The following is a 22,368-nucleotide window of genomic DNA, read 5'->3' as shown; positions in this document are numbered from 1 at the left end:
GAGAATCATCTAGCAAGGCTGCCTAAATGCTTCCACACATGTTGATGATGCCTCATTGTTTTGCTTGGTGAAAACAACCTTCTTGTGCTTGACAAGGGCATTATCAAAGTTCCCGTAGAGGATGTGTAGAGGTTGAGTGATCCAGGATCGTCAGCGAAAAATCTTCCATGAGTCGTGGTATCGCCTGGCCGGGAGCAGGATCGCTCTGCGGTCCAGCGTTCGTGTACATCGACAAATGTACCGAGGCATTCTCTGGTATGTGCTTTACGAGCCGTTTACGAACCAGTATTTCCGCTTGCCGCAGGGGGCTTACTCCTTTGTTTCACGCCTTTCTTCAAAAAGGACTGTCGGCGAAATTTGGAACTCCATGCTTGAAAGTGGTGAAGGGGATATTCCCGGACAGGGTGAAGTCATTGAAATGCTTGCCCAACTTTACCAGGCGAACATGCTGCTCTATGACGGTGTTGAAGATGGAACGAAACTTTTTGAGCGAGACAAGAAACGAAGTCGCAAAAAAGTCAAGTCCACCCTGCTAAACATCTTTTTCCTTCGCATACCCGTTTTTGATCCTGACCCGCTTCTGAATCGGCTTCGTTGGCTTATACGCATCTTAATCAGCAAGCCCATGTTTCTTGTTTGGCTCGCGACAGTCTTTGTTGCCGTTAAGTATGGGATTGAAAACTTCGATGCGCTCAAGGATCAAAGTGCAGGCTTCCTGTCTCCATCCAATATCGGCTGGGTGTATGTCTGCACCGTTTTTGTAAAGTTGTTTCATGAGTTTGGCCATGCAAGCATTGTCAAGCGGTATGGAGGCGAAGTTCATACGCTTGGGGTAATGTTCATGCTGCTTGCCCCCTTGCCCTATGTGGATGCCACGGCAAGCTGGTCTTTTCGCAAAAAGAGGCATAGAGCCTTTGTTGGTGCCGCAGGAATGCTCTTTGAATTCTTTATAGCTTCGGTGGCGCTGATTCTTTGGGCAAACCTTGGCGGAGGTACGGCAAGGGCTCTGTGCTACAATGTCTTTATCATCTGCTCGGTTTCTACAGTCCTGTTCAACGTAAACCCGCTCATGCGCTTTGATGGCTACTACATTCTGACAGACTTGCTGGATATGCCGAATCTGCAACAGCATTCCGCAAGGCATTTGCAGTATCTTCTGGAGCGTTATGTCTTTAGAAAGCGTGATGCGGAGCCAGTTGCCTTTACCGTAAGCGAAAAGCTGATTTATACATTCTATGGAATTGCAAGCGCAATTTACAGGTTCTTCCTGTTTGCAGGTTTTATCGTCGCCATTTCTGCCCATTACTTGATTCTTTCCTTTATCATGGGAATTCTTCTGTGTCTGACCATGGTGGTCATTCCTGTGGGCAAGTTTATCAGGTATGTTTTTTGGGGGCCAGCCCTTTCAAGAGTCCGAAACAGGGCTGTCTTTGTAACAATCTTATTCTTCTCGGTGTTGCTAGGAATTCTGTTTGGCCTGCCTGTTCCCGACACGTTTACCGCCCCTGGAGTATTGGAGGCCCGTCGCTATGAAAATACAATTGCCACCGAGGGCGGCTTTGTCAGCAGGGTTTACAAGAACAGCAACAGTTCTGTTAAAAAGGGTGATACCCTACTGTTGCTTCGCAATAGTGAATTGCAATATGCCATTGATGGAAAACGAGCCGAAATTCAAGAAGCAAAACAAATGTACAATCGGGCGCTAAGTGAAGCCCCGGAGAATATGTCACCGTTGAAAAAGAGGATTGCCGTTTTAAGGCAGGAGTTGGCCGAACTTGAAAAGAGCAAGCGTGAACTTGCCTTGATTGCGGGCATAGACGGTGTGTGGAGTGCTCCCGGAATCGAAGACTATGTAGGGCGTTGGGTTGGAAAGGGTGATTCCGTTGGGATTTTACTTGATACAACTTCCTTTGACTTTTTGGCTGTGGTAAACCAGGAAGAAGGTGCTAGGTTGTTTGGACAGCGGCCCATCCGCATTTCGGTCCGTCTGCATGGCGATGTGTTCAAGGAATTGCAGGTTGTATCTGCAAAGGCAATCCCCAGCGCCCAGGATCGACTGCCTTCCAATGCCCTTGGGTGGTTCGGTGGCGGCGATGTCGAAACAAGGAGCGACGGAACGTCGGAACAGACTGCGGAGCCTGTTTATTTACTGCGGGCAGAACTGCCAGATTCCGTTGGAGTTCGTGGACTGCATGGCCGGACTGGTAAAATACACTTGTTGCTGGGCTACACACCGCTAGCCACGCAGGGCATTCGCAAGATTCGCCAGGCTTTGCAAAAATACTATAGAATGTAATGGATTTGACGCACGATTACAGGCTCACTTCGTTAAAGCACGTGGAAAAAATCCCCGTGGGTATTGACGCCTTCGTGTTTAGGCTTAAAGGTCGTTTTAAAAGCCGTTCTTCTATCATTCGGAAAATGCTGAAAACAGCGCGCAAGATCGATGGTCAAAGCAAAAACTTTTCGACAAAAAATGATGCTGAACTGAAAGAACGGATTGTCCATCTATCGGATCTCTTCAAGCGTCCTGTCACTGATTCCGTGTTACGAGAAGCCTTCGCCTTGATGCAAGAAGCAGTTGTTCGCACCATGGGCTACAGGCCTTATGTTGAACAGATTGCGGGAGCCTTGTGCCTTTACCATGGCTATATAGCGGAAATGTCCACCGGCGAAGGCAAGACAATCACTGCAGCCATGTGTGCCGCAATCCGTGGGCTTTCTGGGCAACCTTGCCATGTGATTACCGCCAATGACTATTTGGCTGGTCGTGACGCCCAAATCATGAAACCGCTGTACGATTTTTGCGGAATTACCGTGGGTGCTGTCACCTCGGCAATGAAGCCAGACGAAAGAAAGAACGGATATTCTGCTTCGGTTACCTATTCCACGGCGAAGGAAGTTCTTGCCGATTTTCTACGGGATCGTATAGCCATGGGCAAGATGCAAAACTTTTCGAAGCGTCTTCTTGATAGATTCAGCTTGCAAGGCGGTCAGTTTGGAAAGGGCGTCGTACAACGTGGGCTTTGTACAGCCATTGTAGATGAAGCGGACAATGTGCTGATTGACGAGGCCGTGACCCCACTCATCATATCCCGTGAAAACAAGAACGAAGGCTTTAACGAAAGTTGCAAAATCGCTTTCGAACTTTCAAAGAAAATGAGGGAAGGTGAAGATTTCCTTGTGGATGGAAAACTTCGTGCAATCCATTTTTTAAGGGACTTTGAAGACATGCAGGAAGACTCCTCGATGCAGGGTTTTTCAAAGGCCGCTTTCTTGAAAGACCTTGTTCGGCAGGCTCTTACAGCCCGGTATCTTTTCTTTGCAGGGCGACAGTATGTTGTAGAAAACGGCAAGATTGTGATTGTCGATGAATCTACTGGGAGAAAAATGCCAATGCGTTCCTGGAACGGGGGCCTTCACCAAATGATAGAACTCAAGGAAGGTCTGGAACTTTCAGGTCTTAAGGAAACGGAGGCTCGAATGAGCTTTCAGAGATTCTTCAGGTTGTACAGGAATTTTTCCGGCATGACCGGTACTGGCAAGGAGGCTCTTGGTGAATTCTGGACGATTTACGGAGCGCCTGTGTTGTGCGTTCCAAACCATCGCCCCTGCAAACGTAAAATTTCCCGCATCCGCACATATTCAAAGAAAAGTGCCAAACGAGCAGCCATTGTTTCGGAAGTCTTAAAAATCCATAAGTGTGGGCGGCCGATTCTGATTGGAACCAAGGACATTGACGAAAGTGAAATCCTTGCAGAAATGATTGCTGCAAAGGGTCTCAAATGCTGCATTATCAATGCGGTTCGTAGCGATGATGAAGCTGCAATTATTGCCGATGCCGGTCAAATGGGTGCGATAACGGTGGCTACAAACATGGCTGGCCGAGGAACAGACATCAAGATTCCCGCACAGGTAAAGAAATTGGGCGGTCTCCATGTGATTGCAACCGAGTGCAATCCGTCGTCACGGATAGACCGCCAGCTTTTTGGCCGCGCAGCAAGACAAGGGGACCCGGGAAGCGCGAGTCACTACGCAAGTTTTGAAGATGACGTGCTACGCAGAAATTTGCCGGGAACCATATCCGCAATCTTTAGCCGCCTGGGGTTGTTTTCTGCCTTGGCTGTTCGTTGGGCTCAGTACCGTGCAGGACACAAGGATTACCAGAACAGATTGGCGGTGCAACGAACGGACTCCTGGCTGGAAGATTCCCTGGGATTCAGCGGAAACGACGTTGGTTAATGTAAGTTTTTACCACCAGAGCTTTAGACGCAGGTAGTCGATTGCCTGATGCGAAAGAATCCACCAGAGAGTTCGCTTTCCGGCGAAAATCTTCGCGATGCCAGTCATGCCGGGACGAAACCACTCCGGTGTATATCGAACAAACTCGCCACGTACGGCAAAGGTATTTTCCTGATCCTTTACTGTTGCTGTCGGACTCATGAGGGTTGTCCTAAATCTATACACGTAATCCGGGTGGCTCTTGATTCCCATCAGGCCTTCTCCGCCAATTTGAACGTTGTTTACTTCCAGTTCGCTTACATCGGCTTCCATGTATATATCCTTAATTGAAGCCATCTGGAAAAGTTCACTGCCTTGATTTACGTGGGCACCAATCCTTTTTTGCAGGTCGCCTTCTATGATAACGGCGCTGTCCGATTCGCAACGGATTACAGAACGGTTTAACTTGTAGCGTACTGTCTTGAGCCTGGCTTGAGTCTGGGCGAGCTTAGCCTGTTGAATGCGCAAATCAGCAAGTTGCTTGTTCGCCTGGGCTTTCTGGATTTCCCTTTTGTTATCCTGCTCCTGTGCAAGCAGGTCAGCCTCTTCCAATTTTAAATCCTTCTGATCGAGCCTCAGTAGTTCGTCGCCCTTATAGACGATGTCGCCTGGCTTTACGTTTACGCTCTTTATGAATCCTTCAAACGGAGCGCTTATGTAGGTGACGTGGTCCGTCTTTAGCATCGCCGGAGAACTGACCCTGTATTCTATCGGGACGAGCGTAGCGAACAAAATGAATCCTAATAGAAGAATGCCGATAAGTTTTGCCCACGTATGTTCGTGTCCAAGCAATTTTGCAAACGCATTCCTTATTGCATGAACGAGCCTTTTGCCAAACCATCCGCTTTTCTTGTGAAGCTCTTCTAGCCTTGCACTTACAAGCGAGGCTGTAAGATATATTTGCGTTGATTCGTCATTTCCGAAAGGTTTGGACGTTCTTTCACATGTAAGAATCGCAATGGTATCGTCACCCCGACGCACAGGCACAGAAAGCAAATTACCCGCACCATGGGTCTTGCTGTAATATTCGTGAACATGGGTTACTATGGAAGAATCTTCAGCCTGCGCTGGATAGGCGATGTTTGCATCCTGTTCGTATGCCTCTTCCATGGCATTTTCAAGGTCTCGGACCACCTGCATCTTTTTTTCAAAATGATCCGTATGGCTTATTGCGGCAAGTACAACGTAGTCGTGCTTGACCATGCCAAGGCTCACTCGTTCTGCATGGTGCCGATCCGCAATTTCGCCAGTAAGCGCGAGACTAGCCGTCTTGAAAGTTTTTGCGTCTCCCACAATCCTCACGACATCCAGCATCTCGCTCATCTGCCCAATCTTGGAACTCGTTGTTTGCAACGCGTTCTGCAATGCCTTGATAACAGCGTTTTGGTCAAATTGAGGTTTTTCTGGATTTTCTTTAGTCATGGGCATACGAGTAATATTTGGAAAAAATAAAAAAAATAAGGGAAACACAGGGATAGAATTTTTACATAAAACCCAGTTTCAAAGAGTTATCAAAGATTGTCTCACCTAAACATTGATAGCTAATGAGCTAAATTTCAAAGAAATCTTTTTTGCGATTTGCAAATTTTCGCACATCGTCCCAAAGTTTTGCAGAATTAAGCAAGCACCACTACAGGACGTGTACAGCGTTTTTTTAGTTCATCCAGCTAAATTACTTGTTTATTCCCAAAACGCCTGTACAACGCTTTGCAAGCAGCTGTTTGCTTGTTCTACGTAATTACCCTTAATTTTTTTCTGCAGGGCACTATGAGTTGAGTATGAGGTTTTTTTATATAAAAGTTTTCTATTCAATATCTGAGAATAGTTATTACTCATACTTCTACTAACTAATCATTCTCCTACTACTTCTACTACTATATAAGGCTTGCAAATTTTTGTTGCGACCCGTTGCCAACTTTTGCCAGTTGCAAAGGGCGTTTGCATTTTGTTGCTAATCGCTGCGAATTGCAAAACAATCAACAAAAAAATTGGGTTCCCTAAGGAACCCAAAGGATTATTATGCCAAAACTCAAAGACTGTCTCAAAGTCACTTTGACTGGACTTGAACATCTGTATCTTTTCCCTGCAGAGCAAGCAGGCCATTCCGTACGATTGCAGCGCATTCCTCCGGAGAAAGAACAACCTCCCCGCGAATCTCCTGTGCGTGACGTTCCTTTATCGCCTGCCAAAGCTCCGGAGTAAATAACTCGTCAATATCCATGCCAGTTTCCAGGAGGCGCTGGCATACTTCATAGCTGGGCGTGGACTTGCCTTTCTTCCAGGCAGTGATGCTTGAGGCGTTCAAGCCCAGCTCTGCAGCCAGGCTGTTGGCGTTACGATTTGTACGGGAGAGAAATTTTTCGATGTTCATGCAACAAATTTAAACAAAATTTGCATAATAGTCAAATAATTTTTGATAAAATTTAATTTCTCTCTTGAATTTTTGCATAGAAGTGAATAAATTTTGTAAAGAAAACAAATAAGTTTGAATAATATGCAAGACAATTTGAATACAAGGCAACAGAAAGTTTGGCAGGTCGGCATTACCGAACAGGCCAAGCAGGCGCTGATGGAACTTTCCAAGCGAAACAGGGACAAGGGAGTGCCAACCACTCAAGGTATGATCGCTTCCGCTTTGATTTTAAGGGCCTATGAAAATGGCGAATCCGTTCTGGGCTAAGGTTTCATTCAGTGACTTCATAAAGCATTTCCGTAAAATGACGGACGATCAAATCGTCGCCGATATCAAGGAGTCCATGGACGTTCTTGAGGACGCTATTTCCGATGGGACCAGCTTTGGCGCGTTCCTTGTTCGCATTTCCCAGGAAAGGATAAAGCTACGTGGCGAAGTGAACAGGGCAAACGCACTTGCAGGCCATGAAAAAGCAGGTCATGAAATCAGGAATCCAAGGCCACCAAAACCACAGCCCAAGTTTCCATCAAAGGAAGATCTTTACGATTTCTGCGCAGAGAGTTCACTTGATGAATCGCTTGCGCGTGAATGGTTCGAAATAACACTCAGTAGAGGAGGTAAGACGCGAGAAGGAACGATAATTGAAAACTGGAAGGGTGCAGTCACGAGATATGTGGAAGCGCGACTGAAAAATATCGAGAAGGCTACCAAATGAAAAAATTGAATCCAAAATATCAACAAATCAAAACAAAAAGGTAAAAAATGTCGAACGAAATGATTTCTCAAAGTCAGGGCACCAGCGGAATGCTGGTAGATACAGGTTTCATGATGAGCTTGAGCGAACTCAAGCTGCGCGCAAATATGGTCGGACAGCTCAAGCGCGAACTGATGGTGGATAAGGTCCACTTCGGTACTATTCCGGGCTGTGGCGATAAACCTACGCTCTTGAAAAACGGTGCGGAACTCCTGTGCATGGCGTTCCGTCTTGCAAGCGGAACCCACGCGGACATTAACGATCTGGGCAACGGTCACCGCGAATACACCGTCACGACCACGCTCACCAGCGGTGGCGAACTTGTGGCGACCGGAATCGGAAGCTGCAGCACGATGGAAAGCAAGTACCGTTATCGCGGAAGCGAGCTTGAAAATACTGGAAAGCCTGTTCCGAAGGAATACTGGAACAAAAAAGACCCCGCAACCCTCGGTGGCAAGGGCTTTACCGCGAAGAAGGATGACAATGGTCGCTGGATGATTTTCAAGAAGGGCGACAAGAAACTGGAAAATCCGGATATCGCTGACGTCTATAATACTGTCTTGAAGATGGCCTCGAAGCGTTCGCTCATTGACGCAGTTCTCAAGGCAACTGGTGGAAGCTGTGAGTTTACCCAGGACCTTGAAGATACTGTCGAGAATGTCCCGATGGATCAGCCGCCGGAGTACTATGGCGAAGAACCGTTCCAGAACGCAGCTACCCAGGCGCCACCGCAGGAACAGGCTGGCGACCGCAAGACAAAGTTCATTGGCGTGTGCAACAAGATGAACCCGCCTGCAATCAAGGAGGCTCTGCGCAGATTCAACTGCGAGAAGCTGGAGGACCTTAACGAAGGTCAGCTGGACGATTTCTATCGCGAGGCGAAGAAGATTGAAAACGATATGATGCAGGAGGTGGATTTCTAATGGAAGCGACAATCAAGAATGCAGAGGCCAAGATGATTACTGAAAACGTTGAAGAATCCGTTGAAATCCAGGTGATTGAAATTGAAAATCCCAATGCCGTTATGCTTGTGGACGAAGGAAAGCAGTTCGTAATCAAGACGGACTGCAAGGACCCGGAAACCCTGTTCATGGATAAGGACAATTTCCTTCCCATGATTAAGCAGGTCAAGAAGATCGCGCGTGGACTTGTTGCAGACGTGCATACCGAAAATGGCTACAAGGCTCGCAAGGCTTTGAACGCAAAGCTCGCGAAGCTCAAGAACGCCATTGAGGACGAAGGCAAGAAGGTCGCTGCAGCGCTCAAGGCGAAACCCAAGAAGGTTGACGAAACCCGTCGAACCATCAAGGAAACGCTGGAAATGCTGCAAGAGGAAACCATGGCTCCTATCCGCGCGATTGAGGCGCGCCAGGCGGAAATCGTGGATATTACCAACCTTCCTGCAACAGCCATCGGCTGTGACAGCGCAGGCTGTCAGCAGGTACTCGAAGCCATCATCAGCCATGAGCATGATGCAGACTATTGGGATGAAAGCTATGCCGAAGCGATGGACGCCATCAAGGACGCGAAGCGCCAGGTTGAAGGCATCAAGGCAAGCGCTGAAAAGCAGGAAGCCGAACGTGCCGAGCTTGAAAAGCTGCGCGCCCAGCAGGCGGAATTTGAAAAGGCGGCTAGGGAAAAGGCGGAAGCCGAAAAGCGTGAAGCCGAGGAACAGCTTCGCAAGGCTCAGATGGAGGCGCAAGCCGCCAAGCTGGATGCAGAACGCGCAAAGCAGGCTGCAGCCGAAGCGGAGAAGCTGACCCACGTTGACTGTGGCGAGGCGGATGCCAGGGCTACGCGTGAGTCCATGCTTTTCCCCAGCGATGAACAGGAATATAAGCGTCTCGTAAATCGCGAGGTGCTTGAGGACTTGCAACGTTATGGCATTGGCGAAGAACTTGCCAAGCAGCTCATAACGGATATCGTTCATGGCAAGGTGCGTCACCTCCGCGTGATGTACTAGACTCTGGACGACACCTATAGCAGGCGCGTTTCCGGTGCGCGATATCACCGGATTTTTTTTCTGACTAAAAAATCAAAACCATAAAAAAAGAGGTATGACCATGCACTATGAATCCCGTGCAAAATTTGATGAAACTTTCGCCAACGTCGCTGGCGTAACAGCAAGCGAGATGAAGGCCAGCTTTGACGAAGTACAGCAGGCTTACAGATGGATCGAGGCTGTTGCCGCCGAATGTACGAACGTCGCGCTTGAGGGTAGGATTCGCTTTACCATTTTCCATCTGGACGGGGAGAGGCTTGTCGAGAGGGAGTATTTCACTTACGAACATAAGGAAAAGGTTTCGTGGAACAAGATAAAAAGCATAACATAGACGAACGTTATGTGTGGGAACTGGAGCGGACTGTGGCCCGGCTCAAGGAAGAACTGCGCATTGCGAACGCCAACTGTTCCGTCAATGTTCAGGAGAGGAACTGTGCCCTTTCCAGTCTCGCAGAATCCAAGGATGTGAACAGCATCCTTGACTTTAGGAATTGTCAGCTTCACAAACTGGCTCTCCATGCGTTGCACGCTTGCTTTCTCTGGAGAGCAAGATTTCTTCAAGTTACGCTGGAACAGTTTGAGAAGCCCGACACTAAAATGTTACGCCATCGAAATGAACTCCTGGTTTGGAGTGCCATTTTCGAGGATGCATGGAAAAGGGACGTGAAGAAATTCCGTTCCTTTTTTCCACAGGACTTTATGAGACGCATGAGAGTGCGTCACAATCTTGAGGGCGTGAATCATGGATGATTTTGAAAAGGAAATCTGTTCAATCATTGCCATGGTTGACGCAAATAACAGGCTGGAGTGCCTGCGCAAGGTCTATCGAGAGACCGTACTTGATGATGGGGAAGGGAAGAGTATCCCGCTGGAGCGAAAACAGTTCGCTGTGGCGGAAAGTCTCACGAAAGGCTACCTGGAAGCCGCCTTTCGTCTAGGCGTTCCTGTGGAACGTCTTTTGAACGGGCTTATGATCAATTTCACGCTGCCTTTCGTGGCAGCGATCCATAAACTTGAAACGAAGGAAGGCGAAGAATGACTGCGGATGAACTTCTTACAAAGACCGACCTGGAGAAGGCTGTTTCCACCTTGAAAAATGAGCTTCTTGACTCCATCAGTGCTATGATTGGAGGTGGAACTGCAACCGGAAGCCGCGTTCTTAATGTCAAGCAGGCAGCAGAATATCTCAAGTGTGCCGAGGACACCGTCAGAAAGCGTGCTCAACGTGGAGAAATCGCCTATTCAAAAGACGGTCGCGACTTAAAATTCTACATTAGCGACCTAGATGAATACTTGCGTTCTAAAAGGATTATGTCGGTTGATGAGGCTTCACAAAAAGCGTCACTTCTGCGTCACTTTAGATAGGTGCAAACGCTCTGAAACCCTTATAAATAAAGGAATCTAGCAAAATTGGCGTTTTAATGAACAATTATAACCCTAAAAGATGAAAGGTTATAGGAGAAAGGATAAAGGCGAGGTTAGGCGCTTCGCGCATAATTAAGAACGGCGAAGCCGTGTAGCTATAATCTTTAAACTATAATCTTTAACCTATAACCTTATTTGAGGTACAATATGTCTTATACAGATGAAGCAAAAGAAAACTTCAAGGCTCTCACCAAGAATCCGTATCCCGGTCGTGGTATCGTTCTCGGCACCAGCCCCGATGGCAAGTCCTTCGTTCAGGTTTACTGGATCATGGGCCGCAGCGTCAACAGCCGTAACCGCGTTTTCGAAATGGAAGCTAAGACCGGCTTCATGAAGACCAAGGCTTTCGATGAATCCAAGCTCACCGACCCGCACCTCATCATCTACTATCCGGCTCGCCACACTGCTGATGTTCAGATCATCACCAACGGTGACCAGACTGATACTATCTATGACGCCATCAAGCTGGGCGGCACTTTCGAAAGCGCTCTGGCTACCCGTCAGTACGAAGACGACGCTCCCAACTTCACTCCGCGTATCTCCGGTATTCATTACAAGAATGCCCAGCCGGCTCTCTACAAGCTTTCCATCCTGAAGTCTCGCAACAACTGCGAAGACGCTGGCTGCGAACGCGCTACTTTCGAATTCGAAAAGGCTCTCCCGGGTCTCGGCCACTTCATCAGCACCTACGTGACTGACGGCAAGCCCATTCCTTCCTTCGAAGGTTCCCCGAAGCTGATGCCCATCTTCGACACCGCCGAAGAAAACCTGAAGAAGTACTGGAACGCCCTGGACAAGGACAACAAGGTTTCCCTGATGGTTAAGGTCATCGACCGCAAGACCTTCAAGGCTAAGACTTTGATCGTCAACAAAAACAAGTAAACTTATTTTTGTCTAGATCAAAGTCAATTATGAATTACGATGTATGAATTATGAGACTTAGTTAGGCGGCTTCTCCGCGACTATTATTCTCGTAATTCGTACTTAATAATTCGTAATTGGAAATGTTGTTGAAAAATGAAGGCCCCTTTTGGGGGCCTTTGTTTTTGTGGAATTGTTTCGCTATTTTTCAACAACATTTCCTAAAATGTGGTGGATTTTCTTTTTGTCGTAATATTCCGACGGATTGCTGATGCTGTAGAAAATCTGCTCTACCAACGCTTCGGTATTGAAGTCATAAGAGGGGAGTCGCAATAGGTAGCTTTCGATGGAATTGTCGAACCCCACCAAAACGGGACCGTATTCCGGCTGTTCCAATTTGATGTCGCCATCGTCATTCATTTCGATAAAGATGCCGGCCACTTCGTCGTTGACGCAAACCCAGGGAATGTTCGGTTTGCCTTGGCGGTCAGCGATTGCGCGCTGGGCCATAGACTTCAGTTTATCCTTTTCCAGGTTGCGGGCGTATGTTTCGACAGAATGCTTTTCCACATTCTTTCTGGCAATTTCCTTATAGTCCCAGGGACTTGCAAATTCATCGTCTGCGTAGGGGTGTACCTGCAGGCCCGAAGTCAACAGCCCCATAAGGCGATCCTTGGACCAGGAACTATTATGGTAGGGCGAAAAGTAGTTGATTTCCTTGACGCCCTGGCTCATCAGGTAGCGGCCTGTTTCCTGACCGGGATTTTCTCCGAAGGTGGAGTTGAAGAAGGTCCAGTTCAACTTTCGCAAGAATGTTTTGGGGACTGCTTCTTCGGGATGCTCCCACCAGACGGCCACGGGATACTTGGCGTCGGCAAAAAAGTTTAACAGGGGCTGGAATCGCTGCACCAGCAGAGTGGACAGGACGGCTCCCACAGCGTTGGGATAGTCTGAAAGTCTGCGTTCCTTTCCGCTACGGTCTACGATCTTGCCTGTTTCATCATTAATGCCTAATAAAGATAGCTTGTACCGTTCTGCGCCGGCCTTTCTATATACTAGACGCAAAAAATCCAGTTCGCGTTCACTTTCTGGCGTAAAACCGCCCCAACTGTTGCATCGAGTTACAAAAATCACTTCGCTGAGGGGGGAAGTTTCGTTTACAACCCTGTTTTGGGCAAAGAAATATTGTCTGCCGGACTTGTTCAGGACTCCCTGGGAAACCTTTCCATCCAGGAATTTGCGCAAGGTGTTCTGGGCTACGTTGTAACGCAGGGCCAGTTCCTTGGACTGGGGGAGGGACTTAGACGGCTTGAGGAGTCCGCGCTCGAAATCGCGGTCAAAAGCTTTTGCCAGACGTTCGGCCACAGTTTCGTGAACCATGGGTATATTCTGGCTGATCAGTTCCTTTCCCCAGAAGCACCCCTTTCCTTGAATTTTGCAGATTTTTCCTTCTTCCGTCAGTTCTTTCAGGGCGGACTGTACCGTACCCGAAGACGTGTTATAATGCTTCATCACATCTCTGATAGAAGGGAGGCGGTCTCCATCTTTATGGGGAGTATCCAATAAAATTTGCTTAATCCGGTTCTTCACGGACTACAAAATAAAAAAAGTCTGTACAATATTGCTACTGTACAGGCTTTGTTGTTTGGGGTTGGAGTCTTTTTTAGAGCTTGAAGTCTACGCGGTAGCGGGCTGCGTTAGCCTTGTTCACCATTTCGCCCTTGGCGTTGAAGGTGCCGCGAGAATTCTGGAGCTTTGCTGCAGGAGTGAGCTTCTTGATGGAAGACGGATCTTCAGAAGCGCTAGAAGCCGGATCGGCGGAAGCGCTAGAGGAAGGATCCTGGCTTGCAGAGCTTGTAACGGGGCTGGGTTCTGTATCCTGGGGAACCACGCCGTTGAAGCTTTCCTGACCCTTCTTGGTGAGGGCGAGGATCATCATGCCGTCCTGTGCGTAAATGTTCTTGGAGCTGATGTAGACTCGGTTGCCGTCAAAGGTCCAGTTACCCTTGAGCCAGCGGGAAGAGTCGAAAGAATCGAAGTTATCAACCCAGTCCAGAGTGAAGTCGGAACCGTTTTCGCCCTGACCCGGAGTGTACTTGTAAACCTTTACCCAGTTGATGAACTGGTAAACGGGGAGGATGGAATCGTCCCACGGGCCAACCCAACCGGCATCGGTATGGGACCAGAGGTTGAAGCGGAGACCCTGGGGCTTCTTCTTCAGGTCTACGACCTGATCTGCACCCTTGCTGTTCAGTTCGCCAGCCTTGGTTCTGCGGACTTCAACACCATCAATAATCCAGGCCACGTAGTCCGGAGTCCATTCCATGACGTAGGTATGGAAGGCGGTGTTCACGGCGGGGCTCATGGGATGAAGCTTTTCGCTGTACTGCTTTCTGTCGGCGCAGCCATCGGCAGGACCGTAACCGGTAATGATGTTGGACTGGAATTCATTGGGGTTCTTGCCCAGAATTTCGATATCCACTTCGACCCAGGGTTCGTCGCAGCCAATGTAAGAATCGTTGTGGTAGAGGAACATGGAACTGACGGTGCCGGAACCGGCTGCCATCTGCATACGGGCTTCGAAACGACCGTATTCGTAGGTGTCCCTAGTGTAAAGTTCGGCGCCAGAGTAGTCCCTGTCGTTGGTTTGTGCGGAAACTGCTGCTGCAGCCATTGCCAAGAGAGAGATAGATTTTTTCAGGTTCATTTTGACTCCTTTTCTACACCGGAATCAAACATATAAACTGTCTAACTTTATAACAAGTTTAACGAGTGTTAATTTCTCAGCACTGTATCGATTGATGGGTTGTCTGGCAACAAAAAAAGGTAGCCTTCTCCCAATTGGAAGGCTACCTCTCTTTGTCCCCCAAGTGATAATGCTCTCCTATAAGAGGTGTCGGACAGAGAGCGTTTCTCCTTCTCAGGTATTCATAAAATAATAAGTTGGTATGATTAAAGCCATAGCCCATATGGGCTATATAAATGAAAAAAGGCAGGGTAAACTGCCGTTTTTTCGTGATTTTAGTCAAAAATGTTTTGGATCGCCTCTAGGAGAATCTGCTTGAGGTTGGGAGATACTCCTCCGATAAAACGCTCCAAGTCATTTCTTGTAAAGTTTGGATGGTATTCGTAGAATATCTTCACCTGTTTCTTTACTTCGTCCAAATTCCCCTTCTTGTTGTTGCAGGCAATTACAAAAAGCCTTGCAAAGGGGATTTCGGGGTGGAACATCAGTACTTGCCTAGAAACTTTTTCGCAGAAATCGTAATTCCCCTGGAGGAAATAGATCATGGCCTTGGCTACGAATTGGAATGGCTGGTCCATACCGTTGGGGACAAGGCGGGCAATTTCATCAAGCTGCTTTAAGGCGTCTTCTTCGCGGCCCATGAGCATATACAGCTGGACCAGCAGGCGGCGGCACATGACGTTCAGCGGGTTGGACAGCAGGATGCCCTCGAAGTAGACGATAGCTTCGTTCTTCTTGCCCAACAGGATATTGTAAAGGGCCATGGTGAACATGGAATAGGCCGATGAGGGGTTGTTGCGCATGGTATCGCAAGCCAGTTCCCCAATTTTCTTGACGTATTCCTCTCCGTTTACCCAGTTTTCGGAAATTCCCAGGTAGTAGATTGATGCCTGACTGCACAGGACGTAGTTTCTGATGTCTCCTTCCACCGTGAGGGACTGAAGCATCGACATGCACTTTTCGAAACAGTCCCTGCTGCGGTTTTCACTCTTTATGATGGAGTATGACGTGGCGTACCACCAGGCGGGGGAGGCATTGGAGTTTTGTTCGAGAACCTTGGCTGCAGAAATGATCATGTTGCGGAACAGCACGATTGAATACTGGTCTGCGTAAAGATCAATTGCGCTTGCGTCATCCAGTTTAAGGTTCTGTGACCAGATTATAGCCTTGTTGTTGCCCTGGAGCAGTGAAATAAATGCCTGGTTGCCGTCTTGGGAAGCCGAAATTTTAATTTGATAGGTTGAATCCTGTACAATTTCGTCTGACAATCCGGTATTGATTAGGAACAGGCGGTATTCCTGGAAGTTTTCTACGATGCCGTGGAACAGTTCATAGACAAGGGGATGGTCCTTTATGTCGCTGTCGTGGATGACGCGAATGCGGACTTCATCGGAATTAACCCAGTTTTTGGCCGTTTCTGCGACTGCGGCTACTGCTTCCGTACGGTTTGAAACTTCTAGCGTCTTGTAGATGTTGGCCAGGTGGATTTTGACGGTGTTTTCTGAAATATTCAAGGCACGACAAATCTCGGCGTTTGTCAACCCCTTGCGCAGCAGGTCGAGAACTTCGAGCTGCCGGTTAGTCAATCCCTGTACTTTACACCTCTCGGACATCGTGCCAAATTTAGTCTGTCGTTGACATAAAAATTGAATTTTTTCGGGAATGTTACAAAAAAAACATAAATATTTTGAAATTTGGGAGGGATGCTCCCTAAAAACGAAAAACGCCTGCGTTGAATATTGCGCAGGCGTTAAAATTTTTTTTGTGCGGTTAGTAGAGCAACTTGGAGGTTACGAGGATGTTGTCGAAACTTCCAGAAGTGTAGGCACTGCCTTCTCCGTCAGAAGTACAGCAGTAACTCTTATAGCCCACCAGGATTGAATTGCCATAGGCAGCATAGTATGTTCCTCTTGTAGAGGGTGTGTAGACCGTGGTGGTGGCGGTTTCGCCAATCAGTTCCCCATTGACATACAGGGAAATGGAGGTGCCGTCCCACTGGGCGGCTATCTTGTTCCAGCCTTCCTTGAAGGTGTACTTACCGCTAACCTTGATATAGCTGTCAGGCAAATTCTTGTAGAATACCAACTGATCGTTGACTTTCAGGATGGTCATTCGGCTTTCGTCGGTTCCGACCAGGGCTGCCTTGTACATGGATTCGAACTGTTCGCCGGGCTTGAATGAAAATTCAAAAGTACCCCGGGGAATTTTTTCGTCTAAGGCCGCCAATACGATTTTTTGCCCGTATTCCAGGCTTGCTGCCATACCGCTTTCGCCTTCAATGAGTGTGACTCCGTAGTTCTTTCCGCTGTCGAAGTCTTCAAAGAAGATGATGTCGTCATCGGAATTTTCGCTGCTGGAGGATTCTTCGACGATTACATCTTCGCTGCTGGAGGATTCCTCGATGATCACTTCTTCACTGCTAGAGGAATCCTCGACGATCACTTCTTCGCTGCTGGAAGATTCTTCGATGATCACTTCTTCGCTGCTGGAGGAAATTTCTTCATCCTTGTCTTCTATGGAACCTTCGTTCTTGTAGCGGGGGATGATGGAAATGCGAATCTGGTCGTATGCGCCGCTGGTTGTCAGGGGGCTATACATACCGGGTCCTTCCATGCAGCAGGAACTCTTGTAACCGGCGACTAGCAAGTTGCCGAAAGGCTTACCGCGGTTAGAGGGCTTGTAGCCTTCTGTATGGGCAATCTTTGCCACCAGCTCGTCGTTCATCCAGACGCTCAGGTAGCCGTCACCCCACTGGCCGGCGATCTTGTTCCAGCCTTTCTTGAATTTGGCGGGACCCATGACGTAATAATGCTTGTCGGCGTGATTTTTCTGGAATACGAGCAGGTTGTTCATGACGAAGAAGTGGATGCGTGCTTCGTCGTTACCCAGGAGGGTTCTGTCCAGGTTGAAGAAATCTTCTGCTGGCTTGAACCAGAATTCGATGGTGCCCTTGGACATTTCGTCGACCATGTTAATGGTGAGGGGAGCGACTTCACCGGATGCGAGGGCGACGCCCTTGCCGCAGACGCCGTCTACAAGGGTTCCTTCTCTATAAATGCCTTCCATTTCATCGAGAAGCAGAGTGTATTCGTCGATGTGGAGGCTGTTCTTGCAATTTAAATTAGTCTGGATGGATGTTTCACCGGTATGGAGTACACCATTGCTTTCAAAATATTCGCTGACACCATCCGTTTCCAACTGCTTCCAGAGGGCGCTGGGGGTTGCGACGGATGTTTGGCTGGGTTGACTATTGTTGGCGATAGAATCGTTTACGTCGGAGCAGGCCATAAGGCTCAATGCTGCGGCTACCGGTACTAGGAACTTCTTCATTCTTTACTCCAATCCAAATGAGTTCTGTTGTCCTGTTGGGAAATTCATGTCATCCGCCGTAAAATATACATAAAACTTACACTCTGAAAAAAGGGTGGAAAGTGTTAAAAGGGCTACGTGCTGAAATATGATGACATTAATCACGGAAATATTTGATTTTTTATGAATTGAATTGAAAACTACGACTTGCTTTTTTGAGCACTAGTTATTATATTAAATGGTGTACAAAAGTGCATTTGTTTTTTGCGGGCTATTATAATGGACGTAAGGGAAAAGTTGAACATTTTGGCGGATGCGGCGAAATACGATGTTTCGTGTTCGTCTAGCGGTTCCAATAGGAACACTCCCAAGGGCGGGATGGGGAATGCCTGCCAGGCGGGTATTTGCCATACATGGGCGGCGGACGGCCGTTGCATTTCCCTTTTGAAGGTGTTAATGAGTAATGCCTGCAAGTATGATTGCGCCTATTGCGTCAACCGTCGTTCCAATGATATTCCCAGGGCGACTTTTACGCCTAAGGAATTGATCGACCTGACGCTGGAATTCTACAAACGTAACTATATCGAGGGCTTGTTCCTCAGTTCCGCCGTGGTGGGGAGCCCTGACGCTACCATGGAAATGCTCATCAAGGTGGCAAAGGAACTGAGGACTGTCCATCGTTTTGGCGGTTACATCCATCTAAAATCCATCCCGGGGGCTTCCGAAGTGTTACTGCACGAAGCGGGACTCTATGCTGACCGAAGTAGCGTGAATATTGAGATTCCGTCGGATAAGGCCCTGCAGTACCTGGCGCCCGAAAAGAATCATGCGTCGGTGTATCGCCCCATGAACTATCTGGCAGAGCGCAAACTGGAATACAATCCAGGGAAGGGCGTGTCCCGTTATAGCCCGAAGTTCCTGCCTGCGGGGCAGACGACCCAGATGATTGTGGGGGCGTCTGGCGAAACGGATTTTCAGATACTGACTTTGTCTAACGGTTTCTATATGCAACAGCAGATGAAACGCGTTTATTTTTCGGGCTACGTTCCTATCAATGCCGATAAGAGGTTGCCCGTTATAACCACCAAGCCGCCTCTGGTCCGTGAACATCGTCTGTACCAGGCTGACTGGCTTATGCGTTTCTACAAGTTTCAGTATAACGAGATTCTCGATGAGGCCCATCCCAATCTTGATCTGGACCTTGATCCGAAGGTGGCCTGGGCCTTGCGACATCCGGAAATGTTCCCTATCGACATTCAGACTGCGGACTACGAAATGCTTTTGCGGGTGCCGGGTATCGGAGTTAAATCCGCAAACCTTATTGCCAATGGCCGGAGGTTCTGTAAAATCCGTCTGGAACAGCTGAAGAAGATGGGGGTGGTCATGAAGCGGGCCAAGTACTTCATCTACCATCCGGATACGCCTGCCAGTTTACGCCGGCTTTACCCTGAGATGGTGCGCCCGTTGTTGGTGGGGCCGTCGCAGCCTCTGCAATTGAATATGTTCGACGCCCTGGACTCTAGGCCAGCGATGCTGCCAGCTCATGCGTAAGCTTATCTCTGAGTTTGTCTCTGTAAGCCTGCCCCAGTAAGCAAGTTTCAATGGGACTGTCTTGGAAAATCTGTTTTATGAACCTTTAACTTTTAGTGGCTAGATATAATGTCTCTTAATATTTCTTACGATTCGACTTTTGATGGATTCCTTAGTGTAGTGTTCGAAATCTACCGCCAGCGCCTGGTGGTGGGGAACATTACGCCTGACCGTAGGGCGGGGGAGGATGCGGACTTGTTTATGCAGCCTTTCTGGGTGGAAACGTCCGAAGATTCTGCCCGACGTCTGAAACGGGCCATTGTGAATGCCGCCAGCGAAGATGTGCTGTGGATGTTGGATGTGGTGTTCCGTTCCGAGGTGGAGGGCGTTGAAATGCAGATGCTCTCCTACCTGCGTAAGCTGTTTGCGGGCCTTGATCCGAATTATGGTAAGAATATTGCGTCGGCTGAAATGCTCCCGCTGTACAAGATTGCCCAGGCCGTCCGCCGAGAAATCGGCGACATGCGCGGCATGGTCCGTTTTTCTAAAACGGACGACGGCTGTTACTTTGCGGAAATTGAGCCGAAGTACGATATCGTGACGTTGTTGACGGACCATTTTCTGCGGCGTTTTGTGAACGAGCGCTGGGCAATTTACGATTCAAGGCGAAATTATGGTGTCTATTACGATGGGCGTTCTCCTCAGGAGGTTACCATTCCCAATTTGAAGGCCCTGAAGGCGGGCTTGCCGCCTGATGCCATAACCCAATTGTGGAAGGACTATTATAACGCCATATCTATCAAGGAACGCGAGAATCCGCGGTTGTTGCGGCGGTGCCTACCGGTGCATTATTGGAAGCATATGCCCGAAAGGGATTTTGCCAATCAACTTTCGGCTCATTCTCCACCGCAGGTTTCGTTGCCGTCGAACGTGGCCAAGGCGAATTCCCTGGCGCGTCTGGCTAGTTTTTGATTTGTTGAGCGAATTTCTCCGGATAATGGTATAATTTTTAACACAGAAGCCTATTTCAGTCAAATAATTGTATCTTTCTTTTGGATAAGAATTAATGGAGAAAATGCGTAATGACTATGGCGTCTGCAAAACCGGGATTTTTTGTACAGGATCGCTACCTTTACAGCAAAGACAACGAAAAGACTATCTTACGTGGCGTAAACCACATGTTCATCTGGACTGATCGCGAAGGAAAGACCATTCCTGAAATCGCGAAGACCGGTGCCAATTGTGTGCGCATTGTCTGGAACACCCGTGGCCGAGTGAGTGATTTGGATAATATCATTGGTCTCTGCATTGCCAACGGTATGATTCCCATTCCCGAAATTCATGATACCACCGGTAACTGGGAAAAACTCCCCGAAGCTTTGGATTACTGGCTCAGCGAAGAAATGATGCAGGTGATCGCCAACCACCAGCAGTACCTGATTATCAATGTTGGTAATGAACCTGGTGATGAGGTTGTGCCTGCCGAAGACTTCTTCCTGGCGTACAACACCATCGTTACCAAGATGCGTGCTGCCGGTATCCGCATTCCCATCATGATTGATGCTGATATGTGGGGCCAGAGCGAAAAGAACTTGCTGGAAGTGGGGCCGAGGCTTTTACAGGCTGATCCTGAACATAATTTGCTATTCTCGATCCATATGTGGTGGCCTTCGGAACTTCATAATCCAGAAACTACAGGGTATGCAACCGTCGAAGACCGCGTCCGTGGAGTCCTTAAGTCTTCTGTCGACAAGAAGTTGCCCTTGGTTGTGGGTGAATTTGCTCCTGTTGCCGTAGGTGGCGCCAAGGAGATTCCCTATAAGCTGATTATGTCGGAAGCGGAACGCCTGGACATTGGCTGGTTGGCATGGAGCTGGGGCCCCGGTAACTTCGATAGCCCCGAAATGGATATGACGATCCATGGTTCTGTAAATACCCTGGTTGGCTGGGGTAAGGAAATCTGTCTGGATAGCCCCAACGGTATCCAGAATACCAGCATTATTCCCAATTTTATCCAGAACAAGGATTATGTGACTGGCTCCCTTTCTGTGGGGACGAACTTGATCCAGAATGGTGAGTTTTCTTCTGAAGAGGCTTTGTCTGGCTGGGTGACGGACTTCTGGGGCGGTAAGGCCGAGGTTTCTGTAAAGGATGGTGCCGCAAACTTCGTAATCAAGAAGGCTGGCAAGGAATCCTGGAATCTGCAGTTCAAGCAGCGCCTGTCCATGCGTCATGGCGTTACCTATGTTTTTAGCATGCGAGCCAAGGCCGACAAGCCCCGTACTCTCCATGTGAATATCAAGAAGGACTCTGACGAATATACGCCCTATGCAAATGGACGTATCCTGGACTTGAGTACCAGCTGGCAGAACTTTAGCTGGAAGTTTACCATGAAGGAAGAGTCTGACCCCGAAGCACTGCTGATTTTCGATATGGGTGGCGTTCCCACTTCCTGGAGCCTTGCTGATATCAGCCTAGTTCAGGCTCGTAGCGTGGCGGATCGTCTAAATCGATCATTCCAGCGCAATGTGCAGAAAAATTCCGGCTATTTCAATTCTCCCAACGTTCCTTGGGAACTGCACCTGTACTCTACCAAGGGTGATCTTCTTGAAGTTCTGGACCGTGGCAAGGGTGGCGAAGGTATGCGTCAGTATCCTAAGACCGAACGAGGTGGCATCCTTGTTGTCAAGGAAGTTAAGCTCGGATAGCGATTCCTGATACTAGGAAATTTTGAATGCGGATCCCGTCGGCGTGTGCTGGCGGGATTTCTTGTTGCGTTAGCGTTGTATTGTTTGCGTTGTATTGTCTGCATTGTACCGTTAGCATTGTATTTTCGCTTTTGTATCATAGGTTTTTCTATCGCGATTTTGCCTAATTGGTTCTGAAGTTTTAACATTGTGCTGTGTATCACGTATTTTTGCAACATTTGTATCATAAAAATGCTTGAAATGTATGAAAACCTTAGATTGGTTCTTGTAATACGAAAAAAATATGACCTTCCCTAAAAAAGGTTGACACTTTTGGGGTGTTTTTACTGACCGAGTTGA

20 protein-coding genes are annotated in these 22,368 nt (G+C 48.2%); 14 read left to right on the top strand and 6 right to left on the bottom strand.

Features of this window, described 5'->3' with window-relative positions:
- Positions 1–235 precede the first annotated feature (235 nt).
- The gene (locus B7992_RS14465) at positions 236–2,296 is read left to right on the top strand and encodes a hypothetical protein (protein ID WP_141100486.1); all 2,061 of its coding nucleotides are present in this window, start codon (positions 236–238) and stop codon (positions 2,294–2,296) included.
- Positions 2,296–4,242, top strand: a complete 1,947-nt coding sequence (locus tag B7992_RS14460) for a hypothetical protein (protein WP_088666620.1) — start codon at positions 2,296–2,298, stop codon at positions 4,240–4,242. The genes B7992_RS14465 and B7992_RS14460 overlap by 1 nt, the downstream gene beginning before the upstream one ends.
- Before the next feature lie 9 nt (positions 4,243–4,251).
- Here B7992_RS14460 and B7992_RS14455 read toward each other — a convergent pair whose 3' ends face one another.
- Both B7992_RS14455 and B7992_RS14445 read right to left on the bottom strand, forming a co-directional pair.
- Positions 4,252–5,709 (bottom strand): efflux RND transporter periplasmic adaptor subunit, encoded by a 1,458-nt coding sequence (locus B7992_RS14455; protein WP_141100485.1) that lies wholly within the window; start codon positions 5,707–5,709, stop codon positions 4,252–4,254.
- Positions 5,710–6,328: 619 nt separating this feature from the next.
- The gene (locus B7992_RS14445) at positions 6,329–6,652 is read right to left on the bottom strand and encodes a helix-turn-helix transcriptional regulator (protein WP_073229327.1); all 324 of its coding nucleotides are present in this window, start codon (positions 6,650–6,652) and stop codon (positions 6,329–6,331) included.
- A gap of 123 nt (positions 6,653–6,775) precedes the next feature.
- On the opposite strand from B7992_RS14445, the gene B7992_RS14440 reads away from it, so the two are divergent.
- The 9 genes from B7992_RS14440 (at position 6,776) to B7992_RS14400 (ending at position 11,757) form a co-directional block, all read left to right on the top strand.
- Positions 6,776–6,961: a hypothetical protein gene (locus B7992_RS14440; RefSeq protein WP_088666618.1), complete on the top strand. Its 186-nt coding sequence runs from the start codon at positions 6,776–6,778 to the stop codon at positions 6,959–6,961.
- Positions 6,933–7,409 carry a hypothetical protein gene (locus tag B7992_RS14435; protein ID WP_141100484.1) on the top strand — a complete coding sequence of 159 codons (477 nt, stop codon included), beginning with the start codon at positions 6,933–6,935 and terminating at the stop codon, positions 7,407–7,409. Before B7992_RS14440 ends, B7992_RS14435 begins: the two co-directional genes overlap by 29 nt.
- Before the next feature lie 47 nt (positions 7,410–7,456).
- Complete coding sequence (locus tag B7992_RS14430; protein ID WP_088666616.1) at positions 7,457–8,371, top strand: hypothetical protein; 915 nt, start codon at positions 7,457–7,459, stop codon at positions 8,369–8,371.
- Positions 8,371–9,411 (top strand): hypothetical protein, encoded by a 1,041-nt coding sequence (locus tag B7992_RS14425; RefSeq protein WP_088666615.1) that lies wholly within the window; start codon positions 8,371–8,373, stop codon positions 9,409–9,411. The genes B7992_RS14430 and B7992_RS14425 overlap by 1 nt, the downstream gene beginning before the upstream one ends.
- Positions 9,412–9,505: 94 nt before the next feature.
- The gene (locus tag B7992_RS14420; RefSeq protein WP_073229345.1) at positions 9,506–9,781 is read left to right on the top strand and encodes a hypothetical protein; all 276 of its coding nucleotides are present in this window, start codon (positions 9,506–9,508) and stop codon (positions 9,779–9,781) included.
- On the top strand, positions 9,754–10,200 hold the full coding sequence (locus tag B7992_RS14415; protein WP_088666614.1) for a hypothetical protein: 447 nt from the start codon (positions 9,754–9,756) through the stop codon (positions 10,198–10,200). Before B7992_RS14420 ends, B7992_RS14415 begins: the two co-directional genes overlap by 28 nt.
- Positions 10,193–10,489, top strand: coding sequence for a hypothetical protein (locus B7992_RS14410; RefSeq protein ID WP_088666613.1), 297 nt, complete (start codon positions 10,193–10,195; stop codon positions 10,487–10,489). Before B7992_RS14415 ends, B7992_RS14410 begins: the two co-directional genes overlap by 8 nt.
- Positions 10,486–10,815 carry a helix-turn-helix domain-containing protein gene (locus tag B7992_RS14405; protein WP_088666612.1) on the top strand — a complete coding sequence of 110 codons (330 nt, stop codon included), beginning with the start codon at positions 10,486–10,488 and terminating at the stop codon, positions 10,813–10,815. Before B7992_RS14410 ends, B7992_RS14405 begins: the two co-directional genes overlap by 4 nt.
- Positions 10,816–11,022: 207 nt before the next feature.
- A complete protein-coding gene (locus B7992_RS14400; protein WP_073161312.1) occupies positions 11,023–11,757 on the top strand; it encodes an IMP cyclohydrolase in 735 nt (244 codons plus the stop codon).
- A gap of 180 nt (positions 11,758–11,937) precedes the next feature.
- Here B7992_RS14400 and B7992_RS14395 read toward each other — a convergent pair whose 3' ends face one another.
- The 4 genes from B7992_RS14395 to B7992_RS14380 all read right to left on the bottom strand — a co-directional run bounded on the left by B7992_RS14395 (position 11,938) and on the right by B7992_RS14380 (position 17,812).
- Positions 11,938–13,326: a GntR family transcriptional regulator gene (locus tag B7992_RS14395; protein WP_073161313.1), complete on the bottom strand. Its 1,389-nt coding sequence runs from the start codon at positions 13,324–13,326 to the stop codon at positions 11,938–11,940.
- Between the two features lie 73 nt (positions 13,327–13,399).
- On the bottom strand, positions 13,400–14,443 hold the full coding sequence (locus tag B7992_RS14390) for a family 16 glycosylhydrolase (RefSeq protein WP_088666611.1): 1,044 nt from the start codon (positions 14,441–14,443) through the stop codon (positions 13,400–13,402).
- Positions 14,444–14,757: 314 nt separating this feature from the next.
- Entirely contained in the window at positions 14,758–16,068 is a 1,311-nt protein-coding gene (locus B7992_RS14385; RefSeq protein ID WP_217897618.1) for a LuxR C-terminal-related transcriptional regulator, read from the bottom strand.
- A 184-nt stretch (positions 16,069–16,252) separates the two neighbouring features.
- A complete protein-coding gene (locus tag B7992_RS14380; RefSeq protein WP_088658828.1) occupies positions 16,253–17,812 on the bottom strand; it encodes a LamG-like jellyroll fold domain-containing protein in 1,560 nt (519 codons plus the stop codon).
- A gap of 258 nt (positions 17,813–18,070) precedes the next feature.
- Between B7992_RS14380 and B7992_RS14375 the strand changes: the two genes are divergently transcribed.
- The 3 genes from B7992_RS14375 (at position 18,071) to B7992_RS14365 (ending at position 22,029) form a co-directional block, all read left to right on the top strand.
- Complete coding sequence (locus tag B7992_RS14375; RefSeq protein WP_088666609.1) at positions 18,071–19,342, top strand: putative DNA modification/repair radical SAM protein; 1,272 nt, start codon at positions 18,071–18,073, stop codon at positions 19,340–19,342.
- Between the two features lie 108 nt (positions 19,343–19,450).
- Positions 19,451–20,293: a TIGR03915 family putative DNA repair protein gene (locus tag B7992_RS14370; protein ID WP_073161318.1), complete on the top strand. Its 843-nt coding sequence runs from the start codon at positions 19,451–19,453 to the stop codon at positions 20,291–20,293.
- Between the two features lie 110 nt (positions 20,294–20,403).
- On the top strand, positions 20,404–22,029 hold the full coding sequence (locus tag B7992_RS14365; protein ID WP_088666608.1) for a cellulase family glycosylhydrolase: 1,626 nt from the start codon (positions 20,404–20,406) through the stop codon (positions 22,027–22,029).
- The last annotated feature ends 339 nt before the right edge of the window (positions 22,030–22,368 follow it).

The sequence above is a fragment of the Fibrobacter sp. UWH1 genome (genome assembly GCF_002210365.1).
GTDB lineage: Bacteria > Fibrobacterota > Fibrobacteria > Fibrobacterales > Fibrobacteraceae > Fibrobacter.
Note: the sequence above shows the minus strand (reverse complement) of the source record. Positions and strands in the feature narration are given on the sequence as shown.

Bases quoted from the DNA above. Each gene is read 5' to 3' on its own strand.
- B7992_RS14410 (WP_088666613.1), top strand. From the start codon at position 10,193: ATGGATGATTTTGAAAAGGAAATCTGTTCAATCATTGCCATGGTTGAC.
- B7992_RS14365 (WP_088666608.1), top strand. From the start codon at position 20,404: ATGACTATGGCGTCTGCAAAACCGGGATTTTTTGTACAGGATCGCTAC.
- B7992_RS14430 (WP_088666616.1), top strand. From the start codon at position 7,457: ATGTCGAACGAAATGATTTCTCAAAGTCAGGGCACCAGCGGAATGCTG.
- B7992_RS14380 (WP_088658828.1), bottom strand. From the start codon at position 17,812: ATGAAGAAGTTCCTAGTACCGGTAGCCGCAGCATTGAGCCTTATGGCC.
- B7992_RS14400 (WP_073161312.1), top strand. From the start codon at position 11,023: ATGTCTTATACAGATGAAGCAAAAGAAAACTTCAAGGCTCTCACCAAG.
- B7992_RS14375 (WP_088666609.1), top strand. From the start codon at position 18,071: ATGGACGTAAGGGAAAAGTTGAACATTTTGGCGGATGCGGCGAAATAC.
- B7992_RS14435 (WP_141100484.1), top strand. From the start codon at position 6,933: ATGAAAATGGCGAATCCGTTCTGGGCTAAGGTTTCATTCAGTGACTTC.
- B7992_RS14405 (WP_088666612.1), top strand. From the start codon at position 10,486: ATGACTGCGGATGAACTTCTTACAAAGACCGACCTGGAGAAGGCTGTT.
- B7992_RS14370 (WP_073161318.1), top strand. From the start codon at position 19,451: ATGTCTCTTAATATTTCTTACGATTCGACTTTTGATGGATTCCTTAGT.
- B7992_RS14420 (WP_073229345.1), top strand. From the start codon at position 9,506: ATGACCATGCACTATGAATCCCGTGCAAAATTTGATGAAACTTTCGCC.
- B7992_RS14455 (WP_141100485.1), bottom strand. From the start codon at position 5,709: ATGCCCATGACTAAAGAAAATCCAGAAAAACCTCAATTTGACCAAAAC.
- B7992_RS14460 (WP_088666620.1), top strand. From the start codon at position 2,296: ATGGATTTGACGCACGATTACAGGCTCACTTCGTTAAAGCACGTGGAA.
- B7992_RS14390 (WP_088666611.1), bottom strand. From the start codon at position 14,443: ATGAACCTGAAAAAATCTATCTCTCTCTTGGCAATGGCTGCAGCAGCA.
- B7992_RS14440 (WP_088666618.1), top strand. From the start codon at position 6,776: ATGCAAGACAATTTGAATACAAGGCAACAGAAAGTTTGGCAGGTCGGC.
- B7992_RS14465 (WP_141100486.1), top strand. From the start codon at position 236: ATGTACCGAGGCATTCTCTGGTATGTGCTTTACGAGCCGTTTACGAAC.
- B7992_RS14425 (WP_088666615.1), top strand. From the start codon at position 8,371: ATGGAAGCGACAATCAAGAATGCAGAGGCCAAGATGATTACTGAAAAC.
- B7992_RS14445 (WP_073229327.1), bottom strand. From the start codon at position 6,652: ATGAACATCGAAAAATTTCTCTCCCGTACAAATCGTAACGCCAACAGC.